Annotated in this window: 20 protein-coding genes and 3 pseudogenes; 13 read left to right on the top strand and 10 right to left on the bottom strand. The window is 69.7% G+C overall.

The features are described from left to right. Positions 1 to 142 precede the first annotated feature (142 nt). A complete protein-coding gene (locus tag ABZY20_RS36690; protein ID WP_356447788.1) occupies positions 143 to 439 on the top strand; it encodes a hypothetical protein in 297 nt (98 codons plus the stop codon). Positions 440 to 636: 197 nt separating this feature from the next. Here ABZY20_RS36690 and ABZY20_RS36685 read toward each other — a convergent pair whose 3' ends face one another. Further along, on the bottom strand, positions 637 to 1,755 hold the full coding sequence (locus tag ABZY20_RS36685; protein ID WP_356447786.1) for an acyl-CoA desaturase: 1,119 nt from the start codon (positions 1,753 to 1,755) through the stop codon (positions 637 to 639). 7 nt (positions 1,756 to 1,762) lie between these two features. After that, the gene (locus ABZY20_RS36680) at positions 1,763 to 2,818 is read right to left on the bottom strand and encodes a ferredoxin reductase (protein WP_356447784.1); all 1,056 of its coding nucleotides are present in this window, start codon (positions 2,816 to 2,818) and stop codon (positions 1,763 to 1,765) included. 86 nt (positions 2,819 to 2,904) lie between these two features. Between ABZY20_RS36680 and ABZY20_RS36675 the strand changes: the two genes are divergently transcribed. The 4 genes and pseudogenes from ABZY20_RS36675 to ABZY20_RS36660 form a co-directional block, all read left to right on the top strand. Continuing rightward, complete coding sequence (locus ABZY20_RS36675) at positions 2,905 to 4,044, top strand: helix-turn-helix domain-containing protein (protein ID WP_356447782.1); 1,140 nt, start codon at positions 2,905 to 2,907, stop codon at positions 4,042 to 4,044. Positions 4,045 to 4,628: 584 nt separating this feature from the next. Next, positions 4,629 to 5,411, top strand: coding sequence for a calcium-binding protein (locus tag ABZY20_RS36670; RefSeq protein ID WP_356447781.1), 783 nt, complete (start codon positions 4,629 to 4,631; stop codon positions 5,409 to 5,411). A gap of 62 nt (positions 5,412 to 5,473) precedes the next feature. After that, positions 5,474 to 6,256 carry a hypothetical protein gene (locus ABZY20_RS36665; protein ID WP_356447779.1) on the top strand — a complete coding sequence of 261 codons (783 nt, stop codon included), beginning with the start codon at positions 5,474 to 5,476 and terminating at the stop codon, positions 6,254 to 6,256. Between the two features lie 204 nt (positions 6,257 to 6,460). Beyond that, positions 6,461 to 6,577, top strand: a pseudogene (locus ABZY20_RS36660) (TetR/AcrR family transcriptional regulator); the annotation flags it as partial. 820 nt (positions 6,578 to 7,397) lie between these two features. On the opposite strand, the gene ABZY20_RS36655 reads toward ABZY20_RS36660, so the two are convergent. Together ABZY20_RS36655 and ABZY20_RS36650 are read right to left on the bottom strand one after the other, a co-directional pair. Next, positions 7,398 to 8,177: a PaaX family transcriptional regulator C-terminal domain-containing protein gene (locus tag ABZY20_RS36655; RefSeq protein ID WP_356447778.1), complete on the bottom strand. Its 780-nt coding sequence runs from the start codon at positions 8,175 to 8,177 to the stop codon at positions 7,398 to 7,400. Between the two features lie 146 nt (positions 8,178 to 8,323). Further along, positions 8,324 to 8,947 (bottom strand): GNAT family N-acetyltransferase, encoded by a 624-nt coding sequence (locus tag ABZY20_RS36650; RefSeq protein ID WP_356447776.1) that lies wholly within the window; start codon positions 8,945 to 8,947, stop codon positions 8,324 to 8,326. Between the two features lie 158 nt (positions 8,948 to 9,105). Between ABZY20_RS36650 and ABZY20_RS36645 the strand changes: the two genes are divergently transcribed. Beyond that, positions 9,106 to 10,107: a CocE/NonD family hydrolase gene (locus ABZY20_RS36645; RefSeq protein WP_356447774.1), complete on the top strand. Its 1,002-nt coding sequence runs from the start codon at positions 9,106 to 9,108 to the stop codon at positions 10,105 to 10,107. Positions 10,108 to 10,563: 456 nt separating this feature from the next. On the opposite strand, the gene ABZY20_RS36640 is transcribed toward ABZY20_RS36645, so the two are convergent. Then, positions 10,564 to 11,169: a lytic polysaccharide monooxygenase gene (locus tag ABZY20_RS36640; protein WP_356447772.1), complete on the bottom strand. Its 606-nt coding sequence runs from the start codon at positions 11,167 to 11,169 to the stop codon at positions 10,564 to 10,566. A 698-nt stretch (positions 11,170 to 11,867) separates the two neighbouring features. Between ABZY20_RS36640 and ABZY20_RS36635 the strand changes: the two genes are divergently transcribed. Next, on the top strand, positions 11,868 to 12,368 hold the full coding sequence (locus tag ABZY20_RS36635; protein WP_356447770.1) for a GNAT family N-acetyltransferase: 501 nt from the start codon (positions 11,868 to 11,870) through the stop codon (positions 12,366 to 12,368). 168 nt (positions 12,369 to 12,536) lie between these two features. On the opposite strand, the gene ABZY20_RS36630 is transcribed toward ABZY20_RS36635, so the two are convergent. Further along, entirely contained in the window at positions 12,537 to 12,914 is a 378-nt protein-coding gene (locus ABZY20_RS36630; RefSeq protein ID WP_356447768.1) for a MerR family transcriptional regulator, read from the bottom strand. A gap of 76 nt (positions 12,915 to 12,990) precedes the next feature. Between ABZY20_RS36630 and ABZY20_RS36625 the strand changes: the two genes are divergently transcribed. Together ABZY20_RS36625 and ABZY20_RS36620 are read left to right on the top strand one after the other, a co-directional pair. Then, positions 12,991 to 13,719 carry an SDR family oxidoreductase gene (locus ABZY20_RS36625; RefSeq protein WP_356447767.1) on the top strand — a complete coding sequence of 243 codons (729 nt, stop codon included), beginning with the start codon at positions 12,991 to 12,993 and terminating at the stop codon, positions 13,717 to 13,719. A gap of 423 nt (positions 13,720 to 14,142) precedes the next feature. Next, positions 14,143 to 15,150: a YdcF family protein gene (locus ABZY20_RS36620; protein WP_356447765.1), complete on the top strand. Its 1,008-nt coding sequence runs from the start codon at positions 14,143 to 14,145 to the stop codon at positions 15,148 to 15,150. Between the two features lie 135 nt (positions 15,151 to 15,285). Here the strand turns inward: ABZY20_RS36620 and ABZY20_RS36615 are convergent, their stop codons facing one another. Beyond that, entirely contained in the window at positions 15,286 to 16,344 is a 1,059-nt protein-coding gene (locus tag ABZY20_RS36615; protein ID WP_356447801.1) for a serine/threonine-protein kinase, read from the bottom strand. 672 nt (positions 16,345 to 17,016) lie between these two features. Between ABZY20_RS36615 and ABZY20_RS36610 the strand changes: the two genes are divergently transcribed. From ABZY20_RS36610 to ABZY20_RS36595, 4 genes and pseudogenes are all read left to right on the top strand, one after another. Next, a complete protein-coding gene (locus ABZY20_RS36610; RefSeq protein ID WP_356447763.1) occupies positions 17,017 to 17,934 on the top strand; it encodes a hypothetical protein in 918 nt (305 codons plus the stop codon). Positions 17,935 to 18,254: 320 nt separating this feature from the next. Next, positions 18,255 to 18,576, top strand: a pseudogene (locus ABZY20_RS36605) (hypothetical protein); the annotation flags it as partial. A gap of 208 nt (positions 18,577 to 18,784) precedes the next feature. Continuing rightward, positions 18,785 to 19,189: a DUF6336 family protein gene (locus ABZY20_RS36600; protein ID WP_356447761.1), complete on the top strand. Its 405-nt coding sequence runs from the start codon at positions 18,785 to 18,787 to the stop codon at positions 19,187 to 19,189. Positions 19,190 to 19,288: 99 nt separating this feature from the next. Then, entirely contained in the window at positions 19,289 to 19,624 is a 336-nt protein-coding gene (locus ABZY20_RS36595) for an ankyrin repeat domain-containing protein (RefSeq protein WP_356447759.1), read from the top strand. Here ABZY20_RS36595 and ABZY20_RS36590 read toward each other — a convergent pair. The 3 genes and pseudogenes from ABZY20_RS36590 to ABZY20_RS36580 all read right to left on the bottom strand — a co-directional run. Beyond that, positions 19,596 to 20,276 (bottom strand): annotated as a pseudogene (locus ABZY20_RS36590) (IS5 family transposase); the annotation flags it as partial. The gene ABZY20_RS36595 and the pseudogene ABZY20_RS36590 overlap by 29 nt on opposite strands. A gap of 1 nt (position 20,277) precedes the next feature. Continuing rightward, complete coding sequence (locus ABZY20_RS36585; protein ID WP_356447799.1) at positions 20,278 to 22,020, bottom strand: endo-1,4-beta-xylanase; 1,743 nt, start codon at positions 22,018 to 22,020, stop codon at positions 20,278 to 20,280. After that, positions 21,987 to 22,963 (bottom strand): hypothetical protein (locus ABZY20_RS36580; RefSeq protein WP_356447758.1); only part of this gene is annotated, 977 nt, incomplete at its 5' end. The genes ABZY20_RS36585 and ABZY20_RS36580, both read right to left, overlap by 34 nt.

Here is a 22,963-nt window from a genome sequence, read left to right as displayed (position 1 = left end):
CGGCGACAACGAGACGGGTGACGACGGCTGGCTCCCGCTTCCGCACCTGACCGGGCAAGCCGCGGCGACCGACCACGCGGGCAGACCCAAGGCGTCGCTGGGCCGGCCCGCGTTGTCGGTGGCGGCTGCAAGGCTTGGTCGGATGAACGGCGATGAGCAGCTGCTGAACGGCCGCGTCTATGGCGCGGAGCACGACGACCCCAACCCCGGCCCGCTCCCACAGCGGACCTACGCCGAACTGGTCGGCGGGCCGCTGGACGGCCTGCTGCTGGACATCCACGGGTGGCGGACCGAGGAAGTAGACGACGGCGCGGCCCTGTCCACCGAGCTGTCACGGTGGCCCGGCGGCCGCGCCCTGTACGACCCGCGCCCCGGCGACCCCCGCGCACAGGGGCCCGGCGTCGCGTGCCGCTTCTACTACTCCGGCGACGCGCCCTGACCACGGGCCCGACCACGGCAGGCTGGCGCGCTGCTCACCGCCACCGGCTCGCTGCGGCCCGGCCCTCGGCCAGCCGGCTGGCGGTGTTCTCGATCCACTGCAGTGTCCACTCGGCTCCGGCCCGCCGGCCGGGCTCCGCGCTGGCGTACGGGTTCTCGGCGTCAGCGCCGAGGTTGACCGCGAACCCACACCGGGCATCAGGCCGCGACGAGCTCCCGCTCGCGTTCCGGCGTCTTGACCTTGGGCTTCTTGTTCGGCAGCGAGAGCCGGAAGACCTTGTGCCACGCGGAGAACACCTGCTTGGGCAGCGGCCCGGTGACGTACTCCAGCTCGTACTTCTCGAACAGCGCGCGCACCTTCACCGCGACCTCGGCGTACCGGTTGCTCGGCAGGTCCGGGAACAGGTGGTGCTCGATCTGGTGCGACAGGTTGCCGGTCATGAAGTGCATGGCCTTGCTGCCGCTGATGTTCGCCGAGCCCATCATCTGGCGCAGGTACCACTGGCCGCGCGTCTCGCCCTTGATCGACCGGCGCTCGAAGACCTGCACGCCCTCGGGGAAATGCCCGCACATGATCACCGAGTGCGACCAGAGGTTGCGGACCAGGTTCGCGGTGAACGTGGCGGCGAGCGTGGGGAGGAAGGACGGACCCGACAGCAGCGGGTGGATCACGTAGTCCTTGAGCACCTGCTTGCGGATCTTGCGGCCCACGGCCTTGGCCCGCGCGCGGAACTCCGGGTTCTTGCGGCGGCGCTTGCTCAGATTCTTGCCGAGCTCCAGGTCGTAGGCGGCGATGCCGTACTCGAAGAAGCAGGCGTTGATGAAGTTCCACAGCGGCTGGCCGAGGTGGAACGGGTGCCACTTCTGGTCCTCGTCGACGCGCATGATGCCGTAGCCGAGGTCGTTGTCCTTGCCGATCACGTTGGTGTACGCGTGGTGCAGTTCGTTGTGCGAGTGCTTCCACTGGTCGGCCGGCGAGACGTGATCCCAGTCCCAGGTGGTGGAGTGGATCTTCGGGTCCCGCATCCAGTCCCACTGGCCGTGCAGGACGTTGTGGCCGATCTCCATGTTGTCCATGATCTTCGCCACGGACAGACCGGCGGTGCCGATCACCCACGCGGGCGGGAAGAGCGAGAACAGCAGCACGCCCCGGCTGACCAGCTCAAGCTTGCGCTGCGCCGAGATGACCTTGCGGATGTAGGCAGCGTCCTTCTCGCCGCGGCTGGCGATCACCTCGTCGCGGATCGCGTCCAGCTCGCGGCCGAGCTCCTCGATCTGCTCTGCGGTCAGGTGGGCGGTGGGGTCGATGGCGGTCAAGGTGCTCCTACCGTTCGATGTCGCAAGGGCCCGCCGCGGCGGACACGCAGGTCTGGATGAGGACGCCCGGCTCGGCCTCGGTGATCTCGCCGGTGCGCAGGTCGCGGACGGCGCCCGCCTTGAGCGGCGTGACGCAGCCGAAGCAGATGCCCATGCGGCACCCGGAGGGCATGAGCACGCCGGCCTCCTCGCCGACGTCCAGCAACGGCGTGGCACCGTCCGCGTCGACGGTCTTGCCCGTGGTGCTGAACGTGACCTCGCCGCCGTCGCCGGCGACGACGATGCTGGGGCGGAAGCGTTCGGTGTGCAGGCGCTCCGGTACGCCGTGCTCGCTCCAGTGCTTCTCGGCGGCGTCGAGCAGGCCCGTGGGCCCGCACGCCCAGGTCTCGCGCTCGGCCCAGTCGGGCACGAGTTCGCCGAGACGGGCGATGTCGAGCATGCCGTCCGTGTCGGTGTGCACCTCGGTGAGCCGCAGCTTCTTGTCCGCGACCAGGTCGTGCAGTTCGTTGCGGAAGATCACGTCGTGCGGCTGCGGCGCGGAGTGGACCATGACGACGTCGTCGAACTCGGTGTCGCGCAGCATGCCCATCACGGGCGTGATGCCGCTGCCGGCCGTCAGGTAGAGCACCTTGGCGGGCTTGGCCTGCGGCAGCACGAAGTCACCGGTCGGCTGGTCGAGCTGGATCAGCGTGCCCGGTTTCGCCCTGCGGACCAGGTGGTTGCTGACCTTGCCGTCCGGGATCGCCTTCACGGTGATCGTGATGCGGCCGTCCGGGCGGTTCGTCGGCGAGGTGAGGGAGTAGGCACGCCACAGGCGCACCCCGTCGACATCGACCCCGACCCGCACGTACTGACCGGCTGTGTGACCGCGCCAGCCCCGTCCCGGCCTGATCACGATGGTCGCGGCGTCACTCGTCTCGGGGTGCACGGCCTCGATGCGCCCTCGCAGGTCAGCGCCCGCGCGCAGCGGGCTGACCAGGTCGAGGTAGTCCGACGGCAGGACCGGCGTCGTGACCATCTCCAGCAGTTTCCACGCCCTGCTGCGGAGGGCAGTACTCGTCATGACTCCAGCTTGCTGTGCCTTGAGGCGTAAAGTCCTGACCACAGGACGTGAATCTGGTCGATCGATTTGTTCGCAGGGAATAAAAAGTGAGCCATGCAATCCGCCGGGCCAGCGAACTGGCCTTGGACGAGACGACGGTCACCGCGCTTCGGGCCGCGCTGAAGACCACTGCCGACGAGGTCGTCCAGGCGATCATCGACGAGGTCCCTCCCTACGCCAACGCCCTGTCGGGCCACATGGGCGCCACCATCCGCCGTGCCGTCCGCACCGCCCTGGGGCACTACCTGGATCTCGCGAGCGGGAACGCCACAGGGGGCGACGGCAGTGACGCGGCTTACGAGCTGGGCCGCGGCGAGGTGCGCGACGGCCGTTCGATGGACGCCCTGCTCAGCGCCTACCGCGTCGGCGCCCGGGTGGCCTGGCGATGCCTGGCCGCGGGCGCCGTACCCGCAGGTCTGCCCGCCGCCGAGGTCGCCAAGTTCGCCGAGCTGACCTTCGCCTACATCGACGAGCTGTCCGCCGCGAGCGCCGCGGGCCACGCCGACGAACTGGCCGCCCGGGGCAGGGCCCACGAGCGCCACCTGGAACACCTGGCCCGCGACCTCCTCGCCGGCGCGAGCCCGGACGTGCTGCTGGCCTCTGCTCAACGGGCCGGCTGGCAGCCTCCCGTTTCGCTGACCGCGGTCCTGCTGCCCGCCGCCCAGGCCCGGCCCGCCTACCGCACGCTCGACCCGAGCACCCTCGTCCTCGACGACCTGCCGGACGCCACCGGCGTGCTGCTCGTCCCCGACGCCGACCGATCACACCTCCTGCGGCAGCTGACCGACCGCACCGCCGTGGCCGGCCCGGCCCGGCCATGGACGCGCGCGTCCGCCTCGTACGCACGAGCCGTACGCGCGCGCTCCCTCTCCTCCGATATCCGCGACACCGAGGACCACCTGCCCGAGCTGGTGCTGAGCGCCGACGCGGACGCGTTCGCAGACCTGCGTGCCCGAGCCCTCGCACCGTTGCGGACCTTGCCCGACACGACGGCACGACGGCTGGAGGAGACGCTGCGGGCGTGGCTGCTGCACCAGGGCAGGCGGGAGGAGGTGGCGGCGGCGTTGTTCGTCCACCCCCAGACGGTCCGGTACCGGATGTCGCAGCTGCGGGAGCTGTTTCCGGACCTCGCATCGCCCGACCGGGTCCTTGAACTGACGCTGGCGGTCGGTCTTCGGGTCGGCTGACGCGTAGGGGCTGATTCCTGCCCCCATGAGCGGTGAGTCGCAGGGGCACGGTCCGGAAACCGTGCCGGTCCGGTGCCGCCTCGCGGGCGCCCGGTGACCGCTGGGGCCGCCGGGGGTCATGCCTTCCTGGCGGGGGAAGCCATGCACGCCGACGGTTCCGCCGCAGCGGGACCTCGCCCGGCTTCACCTCCCGCTTCAGCGATTGCGCCGCTGTGCACCATCCCGCCAGAGGCGAGCCGGTGGCGTTTCCGCAGACTGCACAGTCGTACAAAGGTGAACATTATGGTTCGCCTGTGTCATCTCCCCCTGAAGACATACGGAATTGGCGTTAAAGACGCTTCAAGGGCGCCGCAGGGCACGGCATGCTCGCAGTGCTCAGCGGCGCGCTCCATCACGTAAGGCACCGCGCTCACCGCCCGAAGCCGGGCAGTGGAAGGAACGTGCGCGACTCAGCACAGCGGTGCGCCGTCGCCGCACTGACATCACAAGGGGCAGACGCAACCGCCCCTCTCATCCGAGTCCCCTCGGTGCTCCACCGTACGGAAGCGAAGCACCACACGGTCTCCACTTCTCCGGGAGCATGCATGGTCGGAAAGACTCTGCGGGCCACTGCGCTCGCGACAGCGCTCTGCGGTCTCGCACTCCACCTCAGCGGCGTGGCCGACGCCGCCACCAGCGAGGCGCCCGCGGCTCAGGCCCTCGCCACCACGCTCGTCAACAAGACCGGTACCACCGTGACGGTCACCGCAGGTGTGGGTTACGGAAACACGATCTCCGTATGGCAGGTCGGTGACGGCATCAGGATCAGGGACACCGGCGACGTCATCGCCGGGTCCGGCGGTTGCACCTCGGTCAGCGCCAACGAAGCCGTCTGTCCCGGTGCCGCGACCACGACGGAACTCGTGGTCGCTGCGGGTGACCAGAACGACAGCGTCACGTCGTCGCTCAGCGGGCTCGGGGTCACCTTGCTGGGCGGTGGGGGCGACGACAGCCTTGTCGGGGGAGGAGCCAACGACACCCTCGAAGGGGAGGAGGGCGCCGACACGCTGTCGGGCGGGAGCGGGAACGACACCCTGATCGGTGGATCAGGCGCGGACCGGATCACGGGCGGCTCGGGCAACGACTCCGTCGAGGGCCGCGACGGCGCGGACATCATGGGCTCCGGCGCCGGAAACGACGTCGTGGAAGGCGGCAACGGCGCCGACCAGATCGTCGGTGCGGAAGGGTCCGACTACGTCGCCGGAGGCAACGGCAGGGACATCATCGACGTGGTCGACGAGATCAGCGGCAACGACTACGCCGACGGCGGCGCAGGACCCGACAGATGCAGCTACGACCTCGGCGACTCCGTCACGAGTTGCCCCTGACGGCCAACGGCCGTGAGCGGAACACCGCACACCCCATCCGACGGGACGACAGGGAGCACGTGATGACGAGAACCAGGCGCGCGCCGACCACGCTGTGCGTCACCGCACTCGTTTGCCTGGCCTTGGCCGGTTCATCGGCATGGGCCGACCCGGGCCACGCCGAAGCCGGCGGACTCGCGGACACGACGGTCGTGTCGTACTCGGACGACAGCGTCATCGTCACCGCGAGCACGGGCGTCGCCAATGACATCACCGTCCGGAGGCAGGGCGACCTCCTCGTGGTGTCGGACGCCGGGGACACCGTGTCGGCCGTGGGACCGTGCCAGGCGCGGTCGCAGAACTCGGCGACCTGTCCGCTGCCCGGGACCCTGATCCGCATCGCCGCTCAGGACGACGACGATCAGATCACGGTCTCGGCGAACGTGGAGACGCCCTCGACGGTGTTCGGAGGCGACGGTGACGACCGCCTCGACGGAGGCCCCAGGGCGGATCGGCTCTTCGGCGACGACGTGGCCCCCGGCATCAAAGCCGCGACGCCCGGCAACGACACCATCAACGGCGGCCCGGGCAACGACACTCTCTCGGGACTGGGCGGAAACGACACCATCAACGGCAACGCCGGCAACGACACGCTGAACGGCAACGAAGGCAATGACACCCTCAACGGAAACACCGGCAACGACACCCTCACGGGAGGCACCGGCAACGACAGCCACAACGGCCAGGAAGGCATCGACACCCTCGAGGCGGTCGACGGCATCCCGATGAACGACTCACTCGACGGAGGCCTGGCCATCGACACATGCAACCGCGACCCCGGGGATGCGGCCGTCAACTGCCCCTGAGCCGGACGTCACCGGCGCGAGAACCGATCAGTGAGCGCGGGGACTCTCGCCCCTGAAGCCACTGAAGGGCCCCGGGCGGGGTGAGCCACGACGCCCGGGGCCCGGCAGTGGGGCCCGGCCAACGCCCACGAGTACGCGCGGCGATCGGCCCCGGGCGCCAGGTGAGGGACGGGAACGTGCTGTCCGACTTCCTCCGGGGCCTTCCTCCGCCGGGTGGACAACCGGCGGATGGATTACCTGCGCGAGCTCTACGGGGCCTTCTGCCCCGACGAGGGTGATGTCGAGGCCCGCTGCCTGATCACATTCTCCCTGCGTGTCGGGGCGGATGAGCCCCCTGTGGCAGCGCAGGGCAGCGCTTGGCCCCCGGTATGCCCCTGCCCACGGGGCTCGGGCCTGTGTATCCGCCCCCTTCCAGCACGGACGTGAGCGGGTGTCGCGGGCGACGCGGGTGACATCGACGAGGGCGGCGGCCTCGTCGAGCCAATTGGCGAACTGCAGCTACCCGACTGACCTGGTCGGACTGCGCCTTCGAGAACCTCGCCGACTGGGGCTTCAACGACAAGACAACGTCCTGGCACAACAACCAGAGCCGGGGAACGCAGACCCACGTGTACAACTGGACGGGATCGTCCTGGGCCCGGCTGCGGACGTCCCGTTGGGCGTGAACAGCGCGGGTATCGACCTCGGCGCCTCGGGTACTCCGTACGGGCATTCAGTATGTCGCGCCGATTGTTGGGGAGATTCTTGGTGCCGAGCATTGAAGATGAGAGGGGCAACCGATTCTGCAAGGCGTGCGGTGTGCCGGCCGAGGACGGGAGGCTGTGCAATCGCTGCGGAGCGGTTCTGGACTTCCCTGATGAGGGTGGGTTGATCGAGGACCATGGTGCCGCGGTGCGGCGGGACTTCGAAGGGCGTGCTCCTCGCCCAGAGGTCTGAGTCCCTCAAGGGGTGAGCACCGGCACTTCATGCCTCGCGTTCGGCTGCCACCTCCTGCGTGATGCGTGCTGTATGTCGTGGGCCTACGGGGAGCAACAGTCGAGCCATGGATTCTCTTGCGTTGCACGGATAGAAGCCCCATGGGCAACCCGGTCCGGTCCAGGACATGCGAACCGCAGGAGGCAGGCAGGCGACCGTCGCACCGTCACGAGTCCTCAGTCGGGTCGCCGAGAGCGTCGCCGTAGAGCCGGAACAGGCGCAGGCTCTCCGGCCCGTCGGTGGGGGCCCGGCGCAGGCGTTGCCAGCAGTCGGCGGTGAGGCTGCGAGCTTGGGTGCCGGGCCATGGCTGCGGCAGCAGCTCCGGGGGCAGCAACGGGTCGGGTTCCATGGCCCTGGTGAACTCGGCGGCCAGTTGGACGGCCATGGCGAGTCGCCCGGCCGCCACCTGCTCGGTGCCGTCGGCTCTTTCCCGCGTGCCCAGTTCGGTCAGGCAGTGGCGCGCGAAGGCGGTGAGCCGTTCGTAGCGGGCGGCGATCTCCTCCAGGGGCCACAGCTCGGCGGCCAGGGCGGCGGGGTCGGTGAGGGTGCCGACGCGCAGGTCGGTGCTGGTGAGGAAGGTCAGAGAGTCCAGAACGCCCAGGTGGCGGGCGTGGACCTCGACGATGTCGGTGACCGGGTTGGCGGTGACGTAGAGGCCGCCCTGGAGGGGTGCCGCGCCGAGGTGGAGGAGGGTGTCCCGCAGGGCGTCGCGGATGGTGCGACGGGATTCCGGGATGGCGAAGGCGAACAGGTGCCAGACGCCGTCCCAGTGTGCGCTGCCGGAGTCCTGGCGATAGGCGTGGCGTACGTACTCCGCGTTCGGCGCGAGCGCACCAGTTGGGTCGGCCACGGCCCGCAGCACGGCCTTGCGCCCGCGGCCGTCCTGGGTGAACCGGCCGTCAGCCACCAGGCGTTTGATGCACAGCCGCACCTGTTGGTCGGTCATACCCAGCAGTCCCGCGACGCTGTACAGCTCACCGGCGGCGACTGTGCCGTCCTCACGCACGAGGGCGTGTACGAGCAGCCGGGTGGGGACCTCCGGACCGGGCGCGCGTTCCGTGCCGGTAGCCGAGGCGGAAGCGTCGGGGGCCCTCACCGCGCACCCCCGCCTGCTTGGTCCGCCTCCGTCACGGGGCGGTACATGGTCGTCACGGCGCCGAACCCCATCAAGCGGCGTAGGTACGGCGTCTGTTCGGTGTGCCGGGCGACGAAGCCGTGGCGTTCGTACAGGGCGCGGGCACGGGGGTTGGTGTCGATGACGTCCAGACGGGTGCGACGGCAGCCGTTCTCCGCCGCGATGGCGACGACCTGCTTGAGCAACAGGCTGCCGATTCCGCAGCCCCGGTGGCGCGCGTCCACGGCGATGCCGTCCATGACGAGTTCTCCTTCCCGCGGAGTGCGTTCGAACAGGGCGAGCACCGCGAGCCGGGGCAGACCGCGGATGAGGCCGTAGGCGGACAGGACGTCCCGCACGTCGCCGCCGGTGAGCGCGCGCCCGCCGAGCTGGTAGCCCGCCACGCCGACAACCGTCCCGTCGACGAGGGCGGTCACGCCTCGGTCGCGGTTCACGTGCGCAGCGATGAAGGCCCGCCCGGTGTCCGGGGGGTTGAGGGCGGGGCCGAGCTTGCGGCCGAAAGCCTCCCAGTACAGCGCGGCCACCTCCTTCTCGCTCCCCTCGGGCACACCGCGTCGGCAGGTCACGTCCTCGATGCTCACTTGTTCCTCCTGTCGGTCCTGCTCCCCTTGCGCTATCGACCATAGTACGTTCATCTTCAAAACGAGCGTTCTTTAAGCGATAGATTGGGGGACCGGTGCTGAGGCGACGGGGGAGGGCCCGCGTGGGGCGCGGGCGGCGGCGCCTACTGTGGGCGCTGGTGGGCGTCCTGCTGGTGTCGGGCGGTCTCGGCGGGATCGTGGTGTGGCAGAACACGTACGCCCTCCGGGAGGAGCGCGTGGTTTTGTGGCACGACGGACATCGTCTGGAAGGGGTACTGGCCCTCCCGCCGGCAGGCGACGGGCCGTTCGGGCTGGTCGTCTTCGTACACGGGGACGGGCCCGTCGACGCGACCCACGACACCTTCTACCGGCCCCTGTGGGAGTCGTTCGCGCGGGCGGGCTACGCCTCACTGTCCTTCAGCAAGCCGGGCGTCGCGGGATCGGAGGGCGACTGGCTCGAGCAGAGCATGGACGACCGCGCCGCAGAGACCCTCGCCGCCGTCGCCTGGGCCCGCAGCCGTCCTGGCATCGACGGCCGTCGCATAGGACTGTGGGGAGCGAGCCAGGCCGGCTGGGTGCTGCCGAAGGCAGCCGCGAAGGACAGGCGACTCCAGTTCGTCATCGCCGTTTCTCCGGCCGTCAACTGGCTTCGGCAGGGGCGCTACAACCTCCTCACCGAACTCCGCCGGGAAGGCGCCGACCGGCGGCGCATCGACAAGGCGCTGCGCCGCCGCGAAACGACGCTGCGCCTGCTGCGGCAGCAAGCCTCCTACGAGACGTACCGCGCGGCGGTCGGTGACACCGGTGACGTCACGCCCGGCCGGTGGCGGTTCATCGCGAAGAACTACACCGCGGACGCCGCCGCCGACCTGCGCGCCATGAGGAACACCCCCGTCCTGCTCGTACTGGCCGGCCACGATGTGAACGTCGACGTGACGGAGACGGAGGCGGTATACCGCGAGATCCTTCCCGCCTCGACACTGACCGTCGAGCACTACCCCGACGCCACGCACTCCCTGGTGGACCACAACACCGAACGCTCGCCGTGGCGCCTGACAGCGACCGCCGTTTTCGCACCTCGGAAGCTGTACGCGGCAGGGTTCCTCGACAGCCAGGCCCGCTTCCTGCGGCGGACCGGCCCGGGGGAGGGGGCTCCATGACCGCGCCCGAGGAGACAGCTCACGCAAGCCCGGAGCCTGCCGACGGCTCAGCCCGCGGCAGGTTACTGCGGCACGATCGCTCGTCCTCATGCCCGTGAGGAGAACCGCGCGGCAGAAGGGATCCTCACGGCAGTGTCCCTGGCTCTGAGTTCTGCCCTCCTCCTCAGGTCCGCGGGCTGCGGCCCGGCGCATACGGGGCGGGATCCTGCTGTCCGGGCGGCGGTGGGGCGGTTGCGGGCTCCACACAGCCTGCCCGTACCGCGAGGGCGACGGTGGGGGACAACGCGACCGACCGGTGCATCGGACGTTGCCCCTGTTCGAGGGAGGGTGCGCGCAGGAAGCCCCGTCGGGACAGAGTGGCCAACATGGGTTCCCTGCCCCGACGGAGCCCGGTCGGTCGGGTGGCGGATTACCGGCGCCCGACAGAGCCGGGTGCGGTGTGCAACGCTTCTCAACTCAGCCGAAGTTCACGTCGCTGCACCACATGTAGGCCTGGTCGAGGTGCGAGGCCTGCCAGATCACGAACAGGATGTGGTGTCCGGTGTAGCCGGAGGTGTTGACGTTGAACCTGATGTCCTGTGCCGGGGCGTAGCGGCCGGTCTGCGTGATGAAGTCGAGGTTGCCCCATCCCAGGGTCTGGGTCTTGGGGTTGAAGCCCTGCTTGCTCACGTAGACCCGGAAGTAGTCGGCACCGTGGGACGCCTGGTCGTGCAACTGGACCGTGAAGTTGTTGGTGACGTTGGTCGTCTTCCACGGCCCGGGCTTGTTCAGGCTGTCGTTCCTCGAGAGGTTGTTGCTGCAGAGCGTCCCGTCGGGCGTCCGTGCCTGGAACTGGCCACCGAGGCCGTCGCGGAGGGCGCTCATCCAGTTCCACATGGTGTCGGGGTTGGCCTGGAACGCCTGATAACACATGGGGTCTTCGGTCTGCATGGCCGGGCTCGTGTGGTTGCTGCCCCACGTCTTCCAGCACTGGTAGGCGCGGGTGGCGGGGTTGACGATGGTGCCGTGCGCCTGGGCGGGGGTCGACCAGGCCAGTGCTCCGACGACCACGGCGAACACCATGACGAGCGCCTGAAGAGGTCGGCGCAGGGACCGCGAACGCCCGGTTAACGGACTTTTTTTGCGCATGTGGGGGGAACTCCTTCCAGTTGCAAGGCTGCCATGGGAGCGCTCCCAACAGTACGACTGCTGAGTGAAATGTCAATGAAACGAACGGAGTTGAACCCAGGGGCGGCGGAGACCTTATGGGCTCCACGCCCGACGGCTTGGGCCGACTGGACCGTTCATCGGGGAAGAGGACCGTTGTGACGCCGGGCGCCAGCCGATACAGGACACCGTCGCCCTCGACGGTGGCGGGCACGTCATCGCCGAGGCGCGTGGCCGGGCGGCCGGCTCTCTCGCACGTATCCGGGCGGAGCACGGCAGGCCGGTGTCCGCACGAGCCATGGACCTGACGCAGCTGGTGGTCGGCGAGCTGATCACCGACGCCCGCGAGTACGCCGCCGGACCCGTGCTGATGGAACCGCGCGTCTGCGGCGACACGATGCCCGTCATGGTGGAGGGCAGCGAACCCGGTCCTGCCGGTGCCCCGGGATCCCCTGGGCGCCCCGATGTCGCTCCGCTGACCACGGTGGGGCCACGGGACATGCCGAGACGGCCTGCCAGGTGCGGCCGGTATGGGGCCGCGACGGGCATGGGCACCTGGCCCGCTCCCCATACGGCGGCTGGGCCGTCACACCCGCCACGTATCCTGCTTCCACATGCGTAATACTCGACGCATGAAACCGAGTGTTACGCCTACGCCTGGTGCGACCGCCGTACGACGGGCCGTCGCTCGGGACGCCAAGCGACTCACGCGCCTCGTGCGTGGCTCGCGCGCCTACCAGGGCCCATACGCCGCGATGGTCGAGGGCTACCGCGTCGGCCTCGACTACATCGAGACCCACCGCGTCTTCGTGGCCGTCGACACCGAGGATCCCGCGAACCGGGTGCTCGGCTTCTACTCGCTGGTCCTCGTGCCGCCGGAACTGGACCTGCTCTTCGTCGCCGACGGGGCGCAGCAACGCGGCATCGGGAAGCTGCTGGTACAGCACATGAAGGGCGAGGCACGCGCGGCAGGGCTGGATCATGTCCGCGTCGTATCGCATCCTCCGGCCGAGGGCTTCTACCGCCGCATGGGCGGGCTGCCCACCGGGACCGTCTCCGCGAACCCACCCGCGGTGGCGTGGGACCGTCCCGAGCTGAAGATCCCGATCCCGTAGCCGCCGACGGGACAGGCGCGGACGGGACGCCGGCCGCGGGATGGCGCACGAGGTCGCCTGCCGGCTGGACCGGAAGGTGTCCGACGTCAGGGGCCAGGGCCCTTCTCCTCATCGCCGCTCAACGGGCAGCGAGGTCGGAGCGCTGCTGAGAGGTCTGGCCGACCGGCCTCACGGGTGCGCATCCGTGATCGCGATGACTTGGTCGAGGTGGTCGAGGGCGGCCCGCAGGTCGTCGATCTTGGCCTGGATGCGCTCGCGCTCGGCTCGCAGCATGGCTCGTTGGTCGGCGTCGGTGTGCCCGGAATCCCAGCACGGCAGAAGTTCGGCGATTCGCCGGCTCGTGAGACCGGCGGCGAACATCTGCTGGAAGAAGCGGACCAGGGCGATGGCGTCCTGCCGGTACAGGCGCTGGCCGGACGGGCTGCGCTCCGCGGTGAGCAGCCCTTGCTGCTCGTAGTACCGCACGGCCCGCACGGAAACGCCGGCCCCTCGTGCCACTTCGCCGATGCGGATCAGCCGCTCGGCTGCGCCCACTGTGGCAGTCATGGTGATTCCTTTCACCGCTGGCCGTGGCGTGCGGCACTTGCCTCTGACGTTGACGTCAGGTTTTAGCGTACCGGCCATGGACATCAACAACTGCGTCGCCCTTGTCACCGGAGCCAACCGCGGCCTGGGCCGCGCCTTCGCCCAGCGCCTGCTCGAACGGGGCGCCCGCAAGGTCTACGCGACGGCCCGCCGACCGGAGAGCGTGGACCTGCCAGGGGCCCAGGTGCTGCCCCTCGACATCGCCGATCCCGCATCCGTGAGGGCCGCCGCCGAGGCCGCCCCGGACGTCTCGCTGCTCGTCAACAACGCGGGAATCAGTACGGGGACCGACCTGGTGACCGGTTCGCTGGAGGCGGTGCGGCACGAGCTGGAGACCAATATGTTCGGCCACCTGCACATGATCCGGGAGTTCGCGCCGACGCTCGCCGGGAACGGCGGGGGAGCGATCGTCAACGTCCTGTCGGCCATGTCGTGGTTCGGGGGCAAGGGCGCCAATGCCTACCACCTGACCAAGGCCGCCGCCTGGGCCATGACCAACGGCGTCCGCCTGGAGCTCGCCGAGCAGGGCACGCTCGTCACAGCGGTACACCTCGGCCTGGCCGACACCGACATGGCGGCGGGCTGGCCCGTGGACAAGATCGCTCCATCCGACCTGGCCGACGCCGCGCTCGACGGTGTTGAGGCGGGTGCCGCCGAGGTCCTCGCCGACCAGTGGAGCCGGGACGTCAAGTCCCGTCTGCCGCTGAGGCCGGAAGAGTTCAACGCCGCGATGGACCGCGCCCTGGCGGCGCTGATGGCGGCCTGAGGGACCCCTCGGGCGGCACGGCACCGGTCGGCAAGCAGCTCACCGTGCGGGCCACTCGGTGCTCGTTGCCGCCGGTGCCGGGCACCGGGTAAACACTGTGGCTTCGAGGTCGGCTCACCTCACGCATTGCGGCGGGCGGCGGCCCTCCGGGAGCAGGTGGTGTCAGGCGTGGTCGGCCGGGTGGCGCTTGCGTACCTGCTGGGAGCTGCACCGGGCTGTCGGCACATCGTCCCTCTGTGCGTCTTGCGCGGCCGCGCGGGGCAGCGGCCCCGGCACGGCATGCCGGTCGCGTCGAACGCACCACCGCCCGCCCGCGTTCGGCGCACCACAGCAGCTCTGAAAGGATGGCGATCAGTCGTCGGTGCCGGGTCCGGGAACCCGCGGGCGGTGAGCGACGGGCGGGAGAGGGGAGTGGTGCGGCACATGCCGGAGTACCCGGAGTACGTCGCCGCGGTCGTGTTCGCCGCGGGCGGCGTCGTCAGCGCCTTGCTGGCACCGCACAGGTTCTCCACCGCTGTCCTGTTCTGCCTCGCGGTGACCTCCGCCGGACTCGGCGTGGCCGTTCGCGGTGTGGCGGCGCACCCGGCCATCGCCACCGTCCTCGCCGCCACCGCCCTGCTCCTGGCGCTCGGGCTGGGCCTGCTGCTGCTTGCCGACGGCGTCCTGCTGGTCCGGCGCTACGGACCGCAGGCGGCCCTGCTGGCGACCTCGGCCGCCGGCGGTGCGGTGCTGGCGGTGCTCGGCCTCGACGCGGTCTTCGCCGTGGTCGGTGGCGAGGTGTTCGGTGCTCTCGTGGTCGCGGTGAACGCGGTGGCGGGATACCTCGCTCTGCTCTTCCTCGTCTTTGCGGGCTACGCGTTCGTCTGGGGCCGTAGCGCCCCTCTGCCGGAGACCACCCATGTCGTGGTCCTGGGCGCCGGGCTCGACGGCGAGCGGCCCGGCCCGCTGCTGACCCGCAGGCTGGAGCGCGCCCTCGCGATCGACGCCGCCCGCGCACCGGACTCGCCTGGTGTGGTGTTCGTCGTCTCGGGCGGCCAGGGCGACGACGAGGTCCGCTCGGAGGCGGACGCCATGGCCGACTATCTGCGCGGACGCGGAGTGCCCGCCGAGCGGATCGTGCGGGAGGACCGCTCCGTCAACACCGGGCAGAACCTCCGCTTCAGCGCGGCCCTTGTGGAGGGCGCTGAGGGCACCTCTGCCGGCCACCGCGCCGCGGTGGTCACCAGCGGCTTCCACGTCTACCGCACGAGTCTGCTGGCCCGCCGCGTCGGCGTGCCCGTGCACGTCGTGGGCGCGCCGACGTCCCCCGCCTACTGGCTGGCCGCGACGCTGCGCGAATTCGCCGCTGTCTTGTGGCTGGACCGCCTCCCGCTAGTCGGACTCAGCCTGCTGCTGGCGGTGCCGGTGGCGACGGCGGTCTTCGAGCACTGAAGCGCCACTGAAGCGCCGGGCCGACACTGCCGGCTTCGTCGTTCTGCCCCGGGGCGAGGATTCTGGAGCGGCAGCGGCACAGCCGCCTCCGTTTCCGGCCCTCAAAGCCACCGAATAGCCAGGGTCGGAACGCTGTCATAATCCGCTCAGCTGGCGAATCGCCTCCAGCGGGTAAGGGGTCTGCCTGCTCTGGTGCTGGAACGTGCGGTTGAAGTCGGACATCACGGTGGCGATCGGCGCATGGCGGGTGAGGAGTGCGGCGGCCTCGTCCGGGATTCCTGTGGGGCGCTTGCCCTCCGCGTAGGACCGCACCAGCGCGTGACGCCTCTCCTGGTCCTCCCTCTGGTATCCGTAGAGTGCGGTGACCAGCCAGTTCACCAAGTACGTGGCGGTGTAGCAGCGGTCGTAGGACTGGTGCAGGGCGAAGAAATCGGCTTCGCCCTGCGACAGTTCGAAGCCGGAGGAGATGGCAAGGCCAAAGTCTGCGAAGTAGAGGCGTCGGCCGTCGGTCAGAATGTTCTCGAAGTGGGCGTCGAAGTGCAGAAGTCCGCGGCTGTTGATGAACGAGATGCCGACCGCCAGTTCCTTCTCCACCATGGTGCAGGCTCGGCCGGTGTTGTGGTCTCCCGCTTCGATCCTGGCGCCCAGCCATTGGTGCAGGTTCTGCGGGATGTATTCCAAGAACAGTGCGATGCTCGCTGAGGACTGCTGAAGAGCCTCGATCCGGCTGCGTACGTGCGATCCGCCGCCCCAGTAGGCGACGGCCCGTTCGACGTCGGCCAGTTCTTCCGGCAGCGGCGCCGAGTCCGGCACGATCCGCCAGTGGTACATCAGCGGGAAACCCTCGTGCTCCGCTGCGAGCACCCAGTTCGTCGTCATGGTGTGCACGGCGAGCTCTCGCCAGGCTCCGAAGCCCGGTCCGCCAATGGTGCCGGTGCCGAAGTGGCAAAAGAGGGGAAGCTCGAACAGGTTCGCTGTGGACCGGACGTGCTCAGGTTCGCTTTCCAGGTCGGTGAGAGGCACCCGCTTCACGAAGACCGGGGTTCCAGCGACCTCCGTCAGGGCCGACGTCCCGCCGATGCCGGAACCGAGCGGTGTAGCCGTGTCGACGAGTTCGCGCAGCGCGCGATCGCTGCACAAGGCCAGGGCTGTGGAGACGGCGCTATAGGCGGTCAGCCGTGCACCGTGCGACATGTCAGGGCCCTTCACTGTGACCTCCTCGGGGGCGGACCTCGGATCTGCGCCCCCCATGGACAGTGCAGTGTCAGAACACTGCCTCTTCACCAGTACACCGCCCCGGCCGGTAGCCGCGATGCCGCCACCGGGCTCGCCGCCCTCATGTGGGCACTGGCCGGCACCTTCGCCCTGCGCGGCCTGACCCTGCGGCCCATCGTCCACAACCACCCGCCGCAGTACCAGTTCAGCCCCGCGCTCCACCTGCACGCCACGATCCCCGCCCCCACCCCCGGCGGACGACGACTACGGCCCCGACAACGCCCACCCGCCCCAGCGCTGACCCCGCACCGCACTGTCCAGCACCGCCACCACGCACCGAAGTTCTGGGTGGGCACCTTCCACCTTCCACGGGAGCCACGACGGCCTACGTGAAGGGCCCCTGATCCGCAGCGTGGCCGACAACCGGAGTCTGGTCGCTGGCCCCAACTCGTAGTTCAGGGAAGGCTTCACAGCTGGCACTGGCTTGACTCTCCATGACCCACCATCACCCTGACGAGCTGTTGTCAGTAATTGCAGGAGACGGCGTGAAGGGCGGGTCTTCGCTCTCCCGGCGGGAGTGGAGACGACCCCGACCTGTAACGTGGCGATCTTCGGGCGGCGCGGGCCCCCGGAGTCCCGAAGGTGACTCCCATGATGTTCGACGAGCTGCCCGTCGCGTGGCGACTGTCCTCCAAGGACGTCCAGGCGGGGTGGCGTGCGCTGTGGTGGACCGTGGGACCGGACGGCGAACTCGCCGTGATGCTGGTCCAGCGCCGGTACCTGAGCCGCGGCAAGTATCCCCGCGGGTGGATCGGATGGCGTGCCGAGACGCCGTTCGACGGAGAGTTGGTCATCGCCTCCGGGCAGGAGGAGCGGCGTATCCCGGTCGAAGGGATCGACATGTGGCCCAGCCATCTGGCGCTACTCCCAGGCTCCCGGTTCCTGCTGGCATCGGGTCGTACCCACCGGGACGCGGAGGGAACCTGGTGGAAGAACGCCGTCGTGTACTCCCCCGAGGGCCGGCCGGAGGGTGCCTTCTGTCTCGGTGACGACATCCCGGCCCTGGTCACCGACCGCAGCGGGGGCATCTGGACCGCCTACGGCGACGAGGGCATCTACGGCACCCATCCGGAGTCCGCGGCCGGCCTGGCGGGCTGGAACACCCGGGGTGTCGCGACGTGGGCACCGAAGGGGAGACTTCCCGACTGGCCACTGGAGGGTTGCACGGCCGCCACGGAAGGCGAATCGGTGTGGCTGGTCTGGTACAGCCCCGAAGGAACCTTCCTCACCCGGATCACACCCTCCACCGGCGAAGTCGCGAGTTATCGCAGCCCGGTGAAGGTCCCGGACGGATTCGCCGTGCGCGGCACGCGGGTGGTCCTGACCAGCCGCGACCACTACCAGCGCAGGACCACCGTGACCCGTGCGGAACTGGTCGGCGACGTGTGTGTCTCCATCGGCCAGGAGCGGGTGCGGGTGCCCGGGCGGGTGGTCATGCATTGCGGCCAGGGTCGCGACGGCACCCTGTTTCTCCGCGCCGGCCGGACCTGGGTGCGCATCGACGCCTGAGATCCGCGGCTGTCAGGCCCGCGACAGGGTGCCTGTGAAGGCCCGCCGGGAGGCCGACGGGGAGACGTCGATCGCGACCGAGAGCCACTGGCGCAGAGGGACGGCCGCCCCGAAGCCCGCGTGGGCCGCGACCTCCTCAACGGACTCCTTGCAAGAACGGGCTTCTCCCTCGACCTCCCACCACCATCACCCCGACAGCCGAAGTCGGTGACCGCCCTCACCGCGTGATTCAGAGAAAACGCCTTCCCCCTCGCCTCCGCCCGGCACCACGGCTGGGAGACGGTCGCGGCCTTGGTCGCCACCGCCAAGGCGACCACCCGGTGACCGGCCGTTCCCGTACCCGCCTGGAACGGGGTCGCGCCTCTCTCGGCATCGCCCAGCTCGCCCTCCAGCAGGTCCAGGACGACCTGACCGCCGACGACGTCGATGCCCGCGAACTCGCCGCGATCCTGCGCGAGCTTCAGGAGGACGTCGACGTCCCCGGCGGCTACTTCCCGATGCTCGCGCAGGTGGTCAGCACCGCAGCGCGCCGGGCGGAGCAGATCGAGCCGGACCGCGACGGCGACGCCTCCTGCCCCCCCGCACGAGGCCGCCCTGATCACCGGCAACGCCGGGCAGCGCCTGAACTGCGCAGCCCGCTCCCGCACCGACCACCACCCTGGCAAGTCCGAAGACGCGCACCGTGCCGTCCTGCCCGGCGCCCACCCCAGTACCGACCCGTGGCGGGACGCGACCGTCCGCCGGCACGCCCGCAGCCTCCTGTCCGCGATCGGCCACCTCCCGCCCGCGAGCGCCCCACCCGGGACGTGCGCAAGGCCCTGATCACCGCAGGCGGGCTAGGGTGCTGGCCATGGTTTTGGACCGAGATGGCGTGATGCTGCCGCGACTGCGGCCGGCGGACGTTGCGCGGCGAGCGGTGACCTTCGGCTTGCTGGGCACGGTGCCGCTCATGGTGGCGACCTTGAGTATCAGCGGCCACAGCGACCGGGAAGAGTTCCTAGCCGTCGTCGGCGCGATCGCCGGACTCTTCGGCCTCGGCCTCGGTGTGGTCGGTGCTGGCTTCTGGTGGGCCAGCGCGGGGGACATCCGACGCCTGCGGGACTGGCGCACGCTCACGACCCAAGCCGCCTCGGTCACCGTCGTCGGTCCGGCCTGCCTGCGCTCCGGGCTCTTCCTGATCGTCCTCGGGGCTGCTGCTCTCGGGCTGTACCAGCTCGTGGACACTGCGCCATACGGCAGTTGGCTGCACGGCTAGCACTTGCCTCGCCGAAGGGATCAGGACGCCATCTCAATTGGTGGCTAATGACGTAGACAGTCGCTGGCAGGCGTGCTGTGGGGACGGTTGAATGTCGTGGTGAGCGACTACTGGACACCCGCGCATCAAGCGGTCGAGCAGGAGGATGCTGAGGCCCTGGCTCGGTTGCTGGCCGCTGGTTCCGATCCCGACGAGGTCTTCAGTAATGTGACGCTGCTGACGCACGCAATCGACACTGAGGGTGATGGCTCCCTGCAGAGCGGGCAGCCGTTGACTGTGCACACCACGGCCGTGTTGCTGGCCTTCGGGGCTGATCCGGAGCTCGCAGACCCAGACGGCCGCACCCCCATGGACATGGCCAATCACTACGGCCACTACCTCGCCGTGAAATTGTTGCAGGCCCACATCAGCAGCCGACCCGCCGATAACAGATGAGGGTGCAGGCGATGCTCGTGAAGGCGAGGAAGTGCTCGGCCTTGCGCTCATAGCGGCGGTGGAGGCGGCGGCAGCCGGCGAGCCTGGACATGGTTCGCTCGATGGTCCAGCGGTGGCGGCCGAGCCGCTGCGAGGTCTCGATCCCCTTGCGGGCGATGCGGTGCTTAATGCCGCGCTCTCGTAACCATCGCCGCAGGTGAGGATAGTCGTAGCCCTTGTCTGCGTGGAGCTTGTCCGGCTTGCGTCGCCGCCGCCCGCGGCGGGAGCGGATCGGTGGTATGCCCTTCACCAGGTGAATCAGTGCCTGGCTGTCGTGCAGGTTCGCCCCGGAGATTCCGACGGACAGGGGCGGACCCGCCCGCTCGGTGATCAAATGGATCTTCGATCCGTACTTGCCCCGGTCAACAGGATTCGGGCCTGTCAGGTCCCCCTTTTTCAGGGCCCGCATGTTCACCGAGTCGATCGCGCAGCGGGACCAGTCCAACTCGCCGCGGGCGCCGAGTTCGTCGAGGACCAGGCGGTGGAGCTTGGCCCGCACCCTGGCCTTCGTCCACTCGGCAAAACGGCGGTGAGCCGTCGCCCCGGACGGGCCGAACGACGCAGCGGGCAACTGCTGCCACGTGCAGCCCGAGGTGGCCACGAACGCGATCGCCTCACGCCTCGTCAAAGGCCTCGAGCAGGTGCTCGTACGCCGGCTTCGGCCGCAGGGCCGCGTCCCATGGCAGGGAATCGGCCGTGCGCGGAGGGTAGATCTTGGTGTCGGCGGTGGAACCGTACCGGTCGGTGAATCCCCATGTGGAGAACGATGTGCAGTTCGGCTCCTCCAGGCAGACCCGCAGCTTGCCCGCCATCTCATCAGCCTGGGTCTGCCGCCCGTCCTCCTCGTCCTCACCTATGGGGACGTCCATCTCCGACACCCGCGCCTGAACCCCGAGCTCCGCCAGATCCCGCACATGGCTGCGGAAGGTCTCCGGGTCGATGCGGTCGGCGGGTGCGTACTCATAGTTCTGGAAACCCACGCCGTCGATCGGTACGCCGCGTTCCTTGAGCCGCTTGACCAGATCGTAAAGGGCGTCCCACCGCTCGCCTTCCTCCTCGATGCCGTACTCGTTGAGGAACAGCCGTGCCTTCGGATCGGCCCGGTGGGCGGCCCTGAACGCCTCGTCGATGTACTCCTCGCCCATGGCCTCGAACCACGGGCTCTGCTCGGAGCGCAGACCGAGATCCCCGTTGGTGTAGCTCTTCTCGTCGTCGGACATGGGCTCGTTGACCACATCCCATTCCGCGACCTTTCCCTTGAAGTGCCCGGCGACCACGGCGATGTGCCGCAGCATGGTCCGGCGCACCTCCTCGGGGTCGTCGTTCTCCCGCATCCAGTTGGGCAGAGCCTCGTGCCAGACGAGAGTGTGCGCGTGCACCTTCATGTCGTTTGCACGGGCGAAGCGTACGAGTAGGTCCGCGTCGCGGAAGTCGTAGACGCCCCGGCGTGGGTGGAGGAACTGTGGCTTGAACGCGTTCTCCGGAGTGAGCATGGAGAACTGGCTCCCCGCGAGCGCCCGGTAGCGTGAGTCGGTGAGCAGCGGGTTCTCGGCCAGGGCGGCGCCGACGTCGAACGGCCGCCCCACGTCTGCGGCCCGCGCACGCAGCGAGTCGTCGGACTGCTCCTGGCGTAGCTGCGGCGCCTTGATCACGCGGAGCGAGTCACCGCTCTCTGCCCGCGCGATCAGCTGCGTCAGACGCCATCCCTCGCGGCGCTCGTCTGCGCCCGTGTCCGCCTCCAGACCGAACCAGACAGTGCCCTCGGCGAACACCCCCGGGTCCCGCACGGTTCCCAGCCGCCGCCCGTCGGCTTTCACGCGGAAGGTGTCACCGATGCTCGACACGACGAGCGTCACCGTCCCGGAGCAGCCGCAGTCGAAATCCTTGGAGGTGGCCGGCTCATCGCCCTCGCCGTCCCATATCTGTACCTTCACTTGTCCGTCGGCGCTCACGCCGATGCGGAGTGAGGGCCGCTCCTGCCGCCACTCGTCGTAGATGACCGGTACCCGTCCGTACGGCCGCAGCCATGAGTCGCCGCCATCGTCACCCACACCCGACATGCGCGCGGTGACGGTGAAGTCGCCATCGGACCTGAGATGCGGGCCGGCCAGGTTCAGCGGGGGGTTGGGCTGGCCGCCTGAGGAGTCCTGCTCCACGATCTGCCGATCCAATGCGCTGACCCGCAGGATGTCGTTGTGCGCGGTGGTGCCCGGCATCTGCGTCCAGTCGTGGTTCCGCAGCAGGTCTTCGTCGTTTCCGCCGCCCGCGCCTTCGCCCTGCCCCGTACACCCGGCCGCCACCGCCATGACGAGCACCACGGCGGTCAGTCGCTGCCACATCCCCCCACCAAGGTCCACGGGCCCTCCCGCTCTCTTGTTCGAAACGAGAGCAACGTCCCGCAACCGGGCCACAGTTCATCACACATGAGGAACGGCGGCCTTGTGTGGCACGTCCCGGCTCGTGTGGCGGAGCGGGCCCGGATCGCTGCGGCCTGCGCGGGAGGCGCATCAAACACACGTGTGCCGGAGGACTTCAGGGGATCCACAGAAACGGTACGCAAGTCGCCGCGGTGGGTCTCGGCGCTCCCGTCGAACCGGTGCAGCTCCCGGGCGGCCGTCCTGTAGTCGCGGGCGAGTGTCGGGGCGACTTGCTCCAGCCCCACGGATTCCGCCCGGTCGCCGAGCGCCTCCGACAGCAGCACCGCCCGGTGTTCCTCGATGGCCACCGCGGCCTTTTCCGCCCGGTTCAGGGTGGCCAGGCAGGTCACCAGGTCCCCGACGAGGGTGCGGCCTTGCTGGAGCCAGGCGTGCCGGGTGGTCTCGGGGATGCCGTGGGTGCGCAGGGTGTGGATCTGCCGCAGCGCCTCCTTCAGCGTTTGTTCAGCCGCTGCCCACTGTTGCTCTCCGATGGCCAGGGTGGCGGCGAGGCGGGCCGTGCGCAGCGTGCGCTGCGGGCCCTCGGAGCCTGTGCCGCCCCGGATCGCCTCATCGAGGGCCTCGATCCCGTCCTGCGCGGCAGTGCCCTGGCCGGATGTCATCTCGGCCAGGGCATACGCGCCGCCCAGTATGGGTTGCCACTGGGCACGCGTCTGCGGGTTCTTCCCGGCTGCGATGCGTTCACGTACGACGGCGATCAGTTTCCGCGCACCGGCGACGTCGGGCTCGGCCAGGGCTCGCAGCAACCGGGCCTGTATCCGGTATGCGCGCAGCGTCGTGACGGCCTGGGTCTGCCCGGGCCGGCCCCGGCGTCCTGGCGGCGCGAGGTCCGGGGCGTCATTCCCGTCGCCGGGCAGGAGGCCGG

This window comes from Streptomyces sp. NPDC006624, assembly GCF_040611555.1.
Taxonomy (GTDB): domain Bacteria; phylum Actinomycetota; class Actinomycetes; order Streptomycetales; family Streptomycetaceae; genus Streptomyces.
The sequence above is the reverse complement of the archived record's forward strand: the minus strand, read 5'-3'. Positions and strand labels throughout refer to the sequence as shown.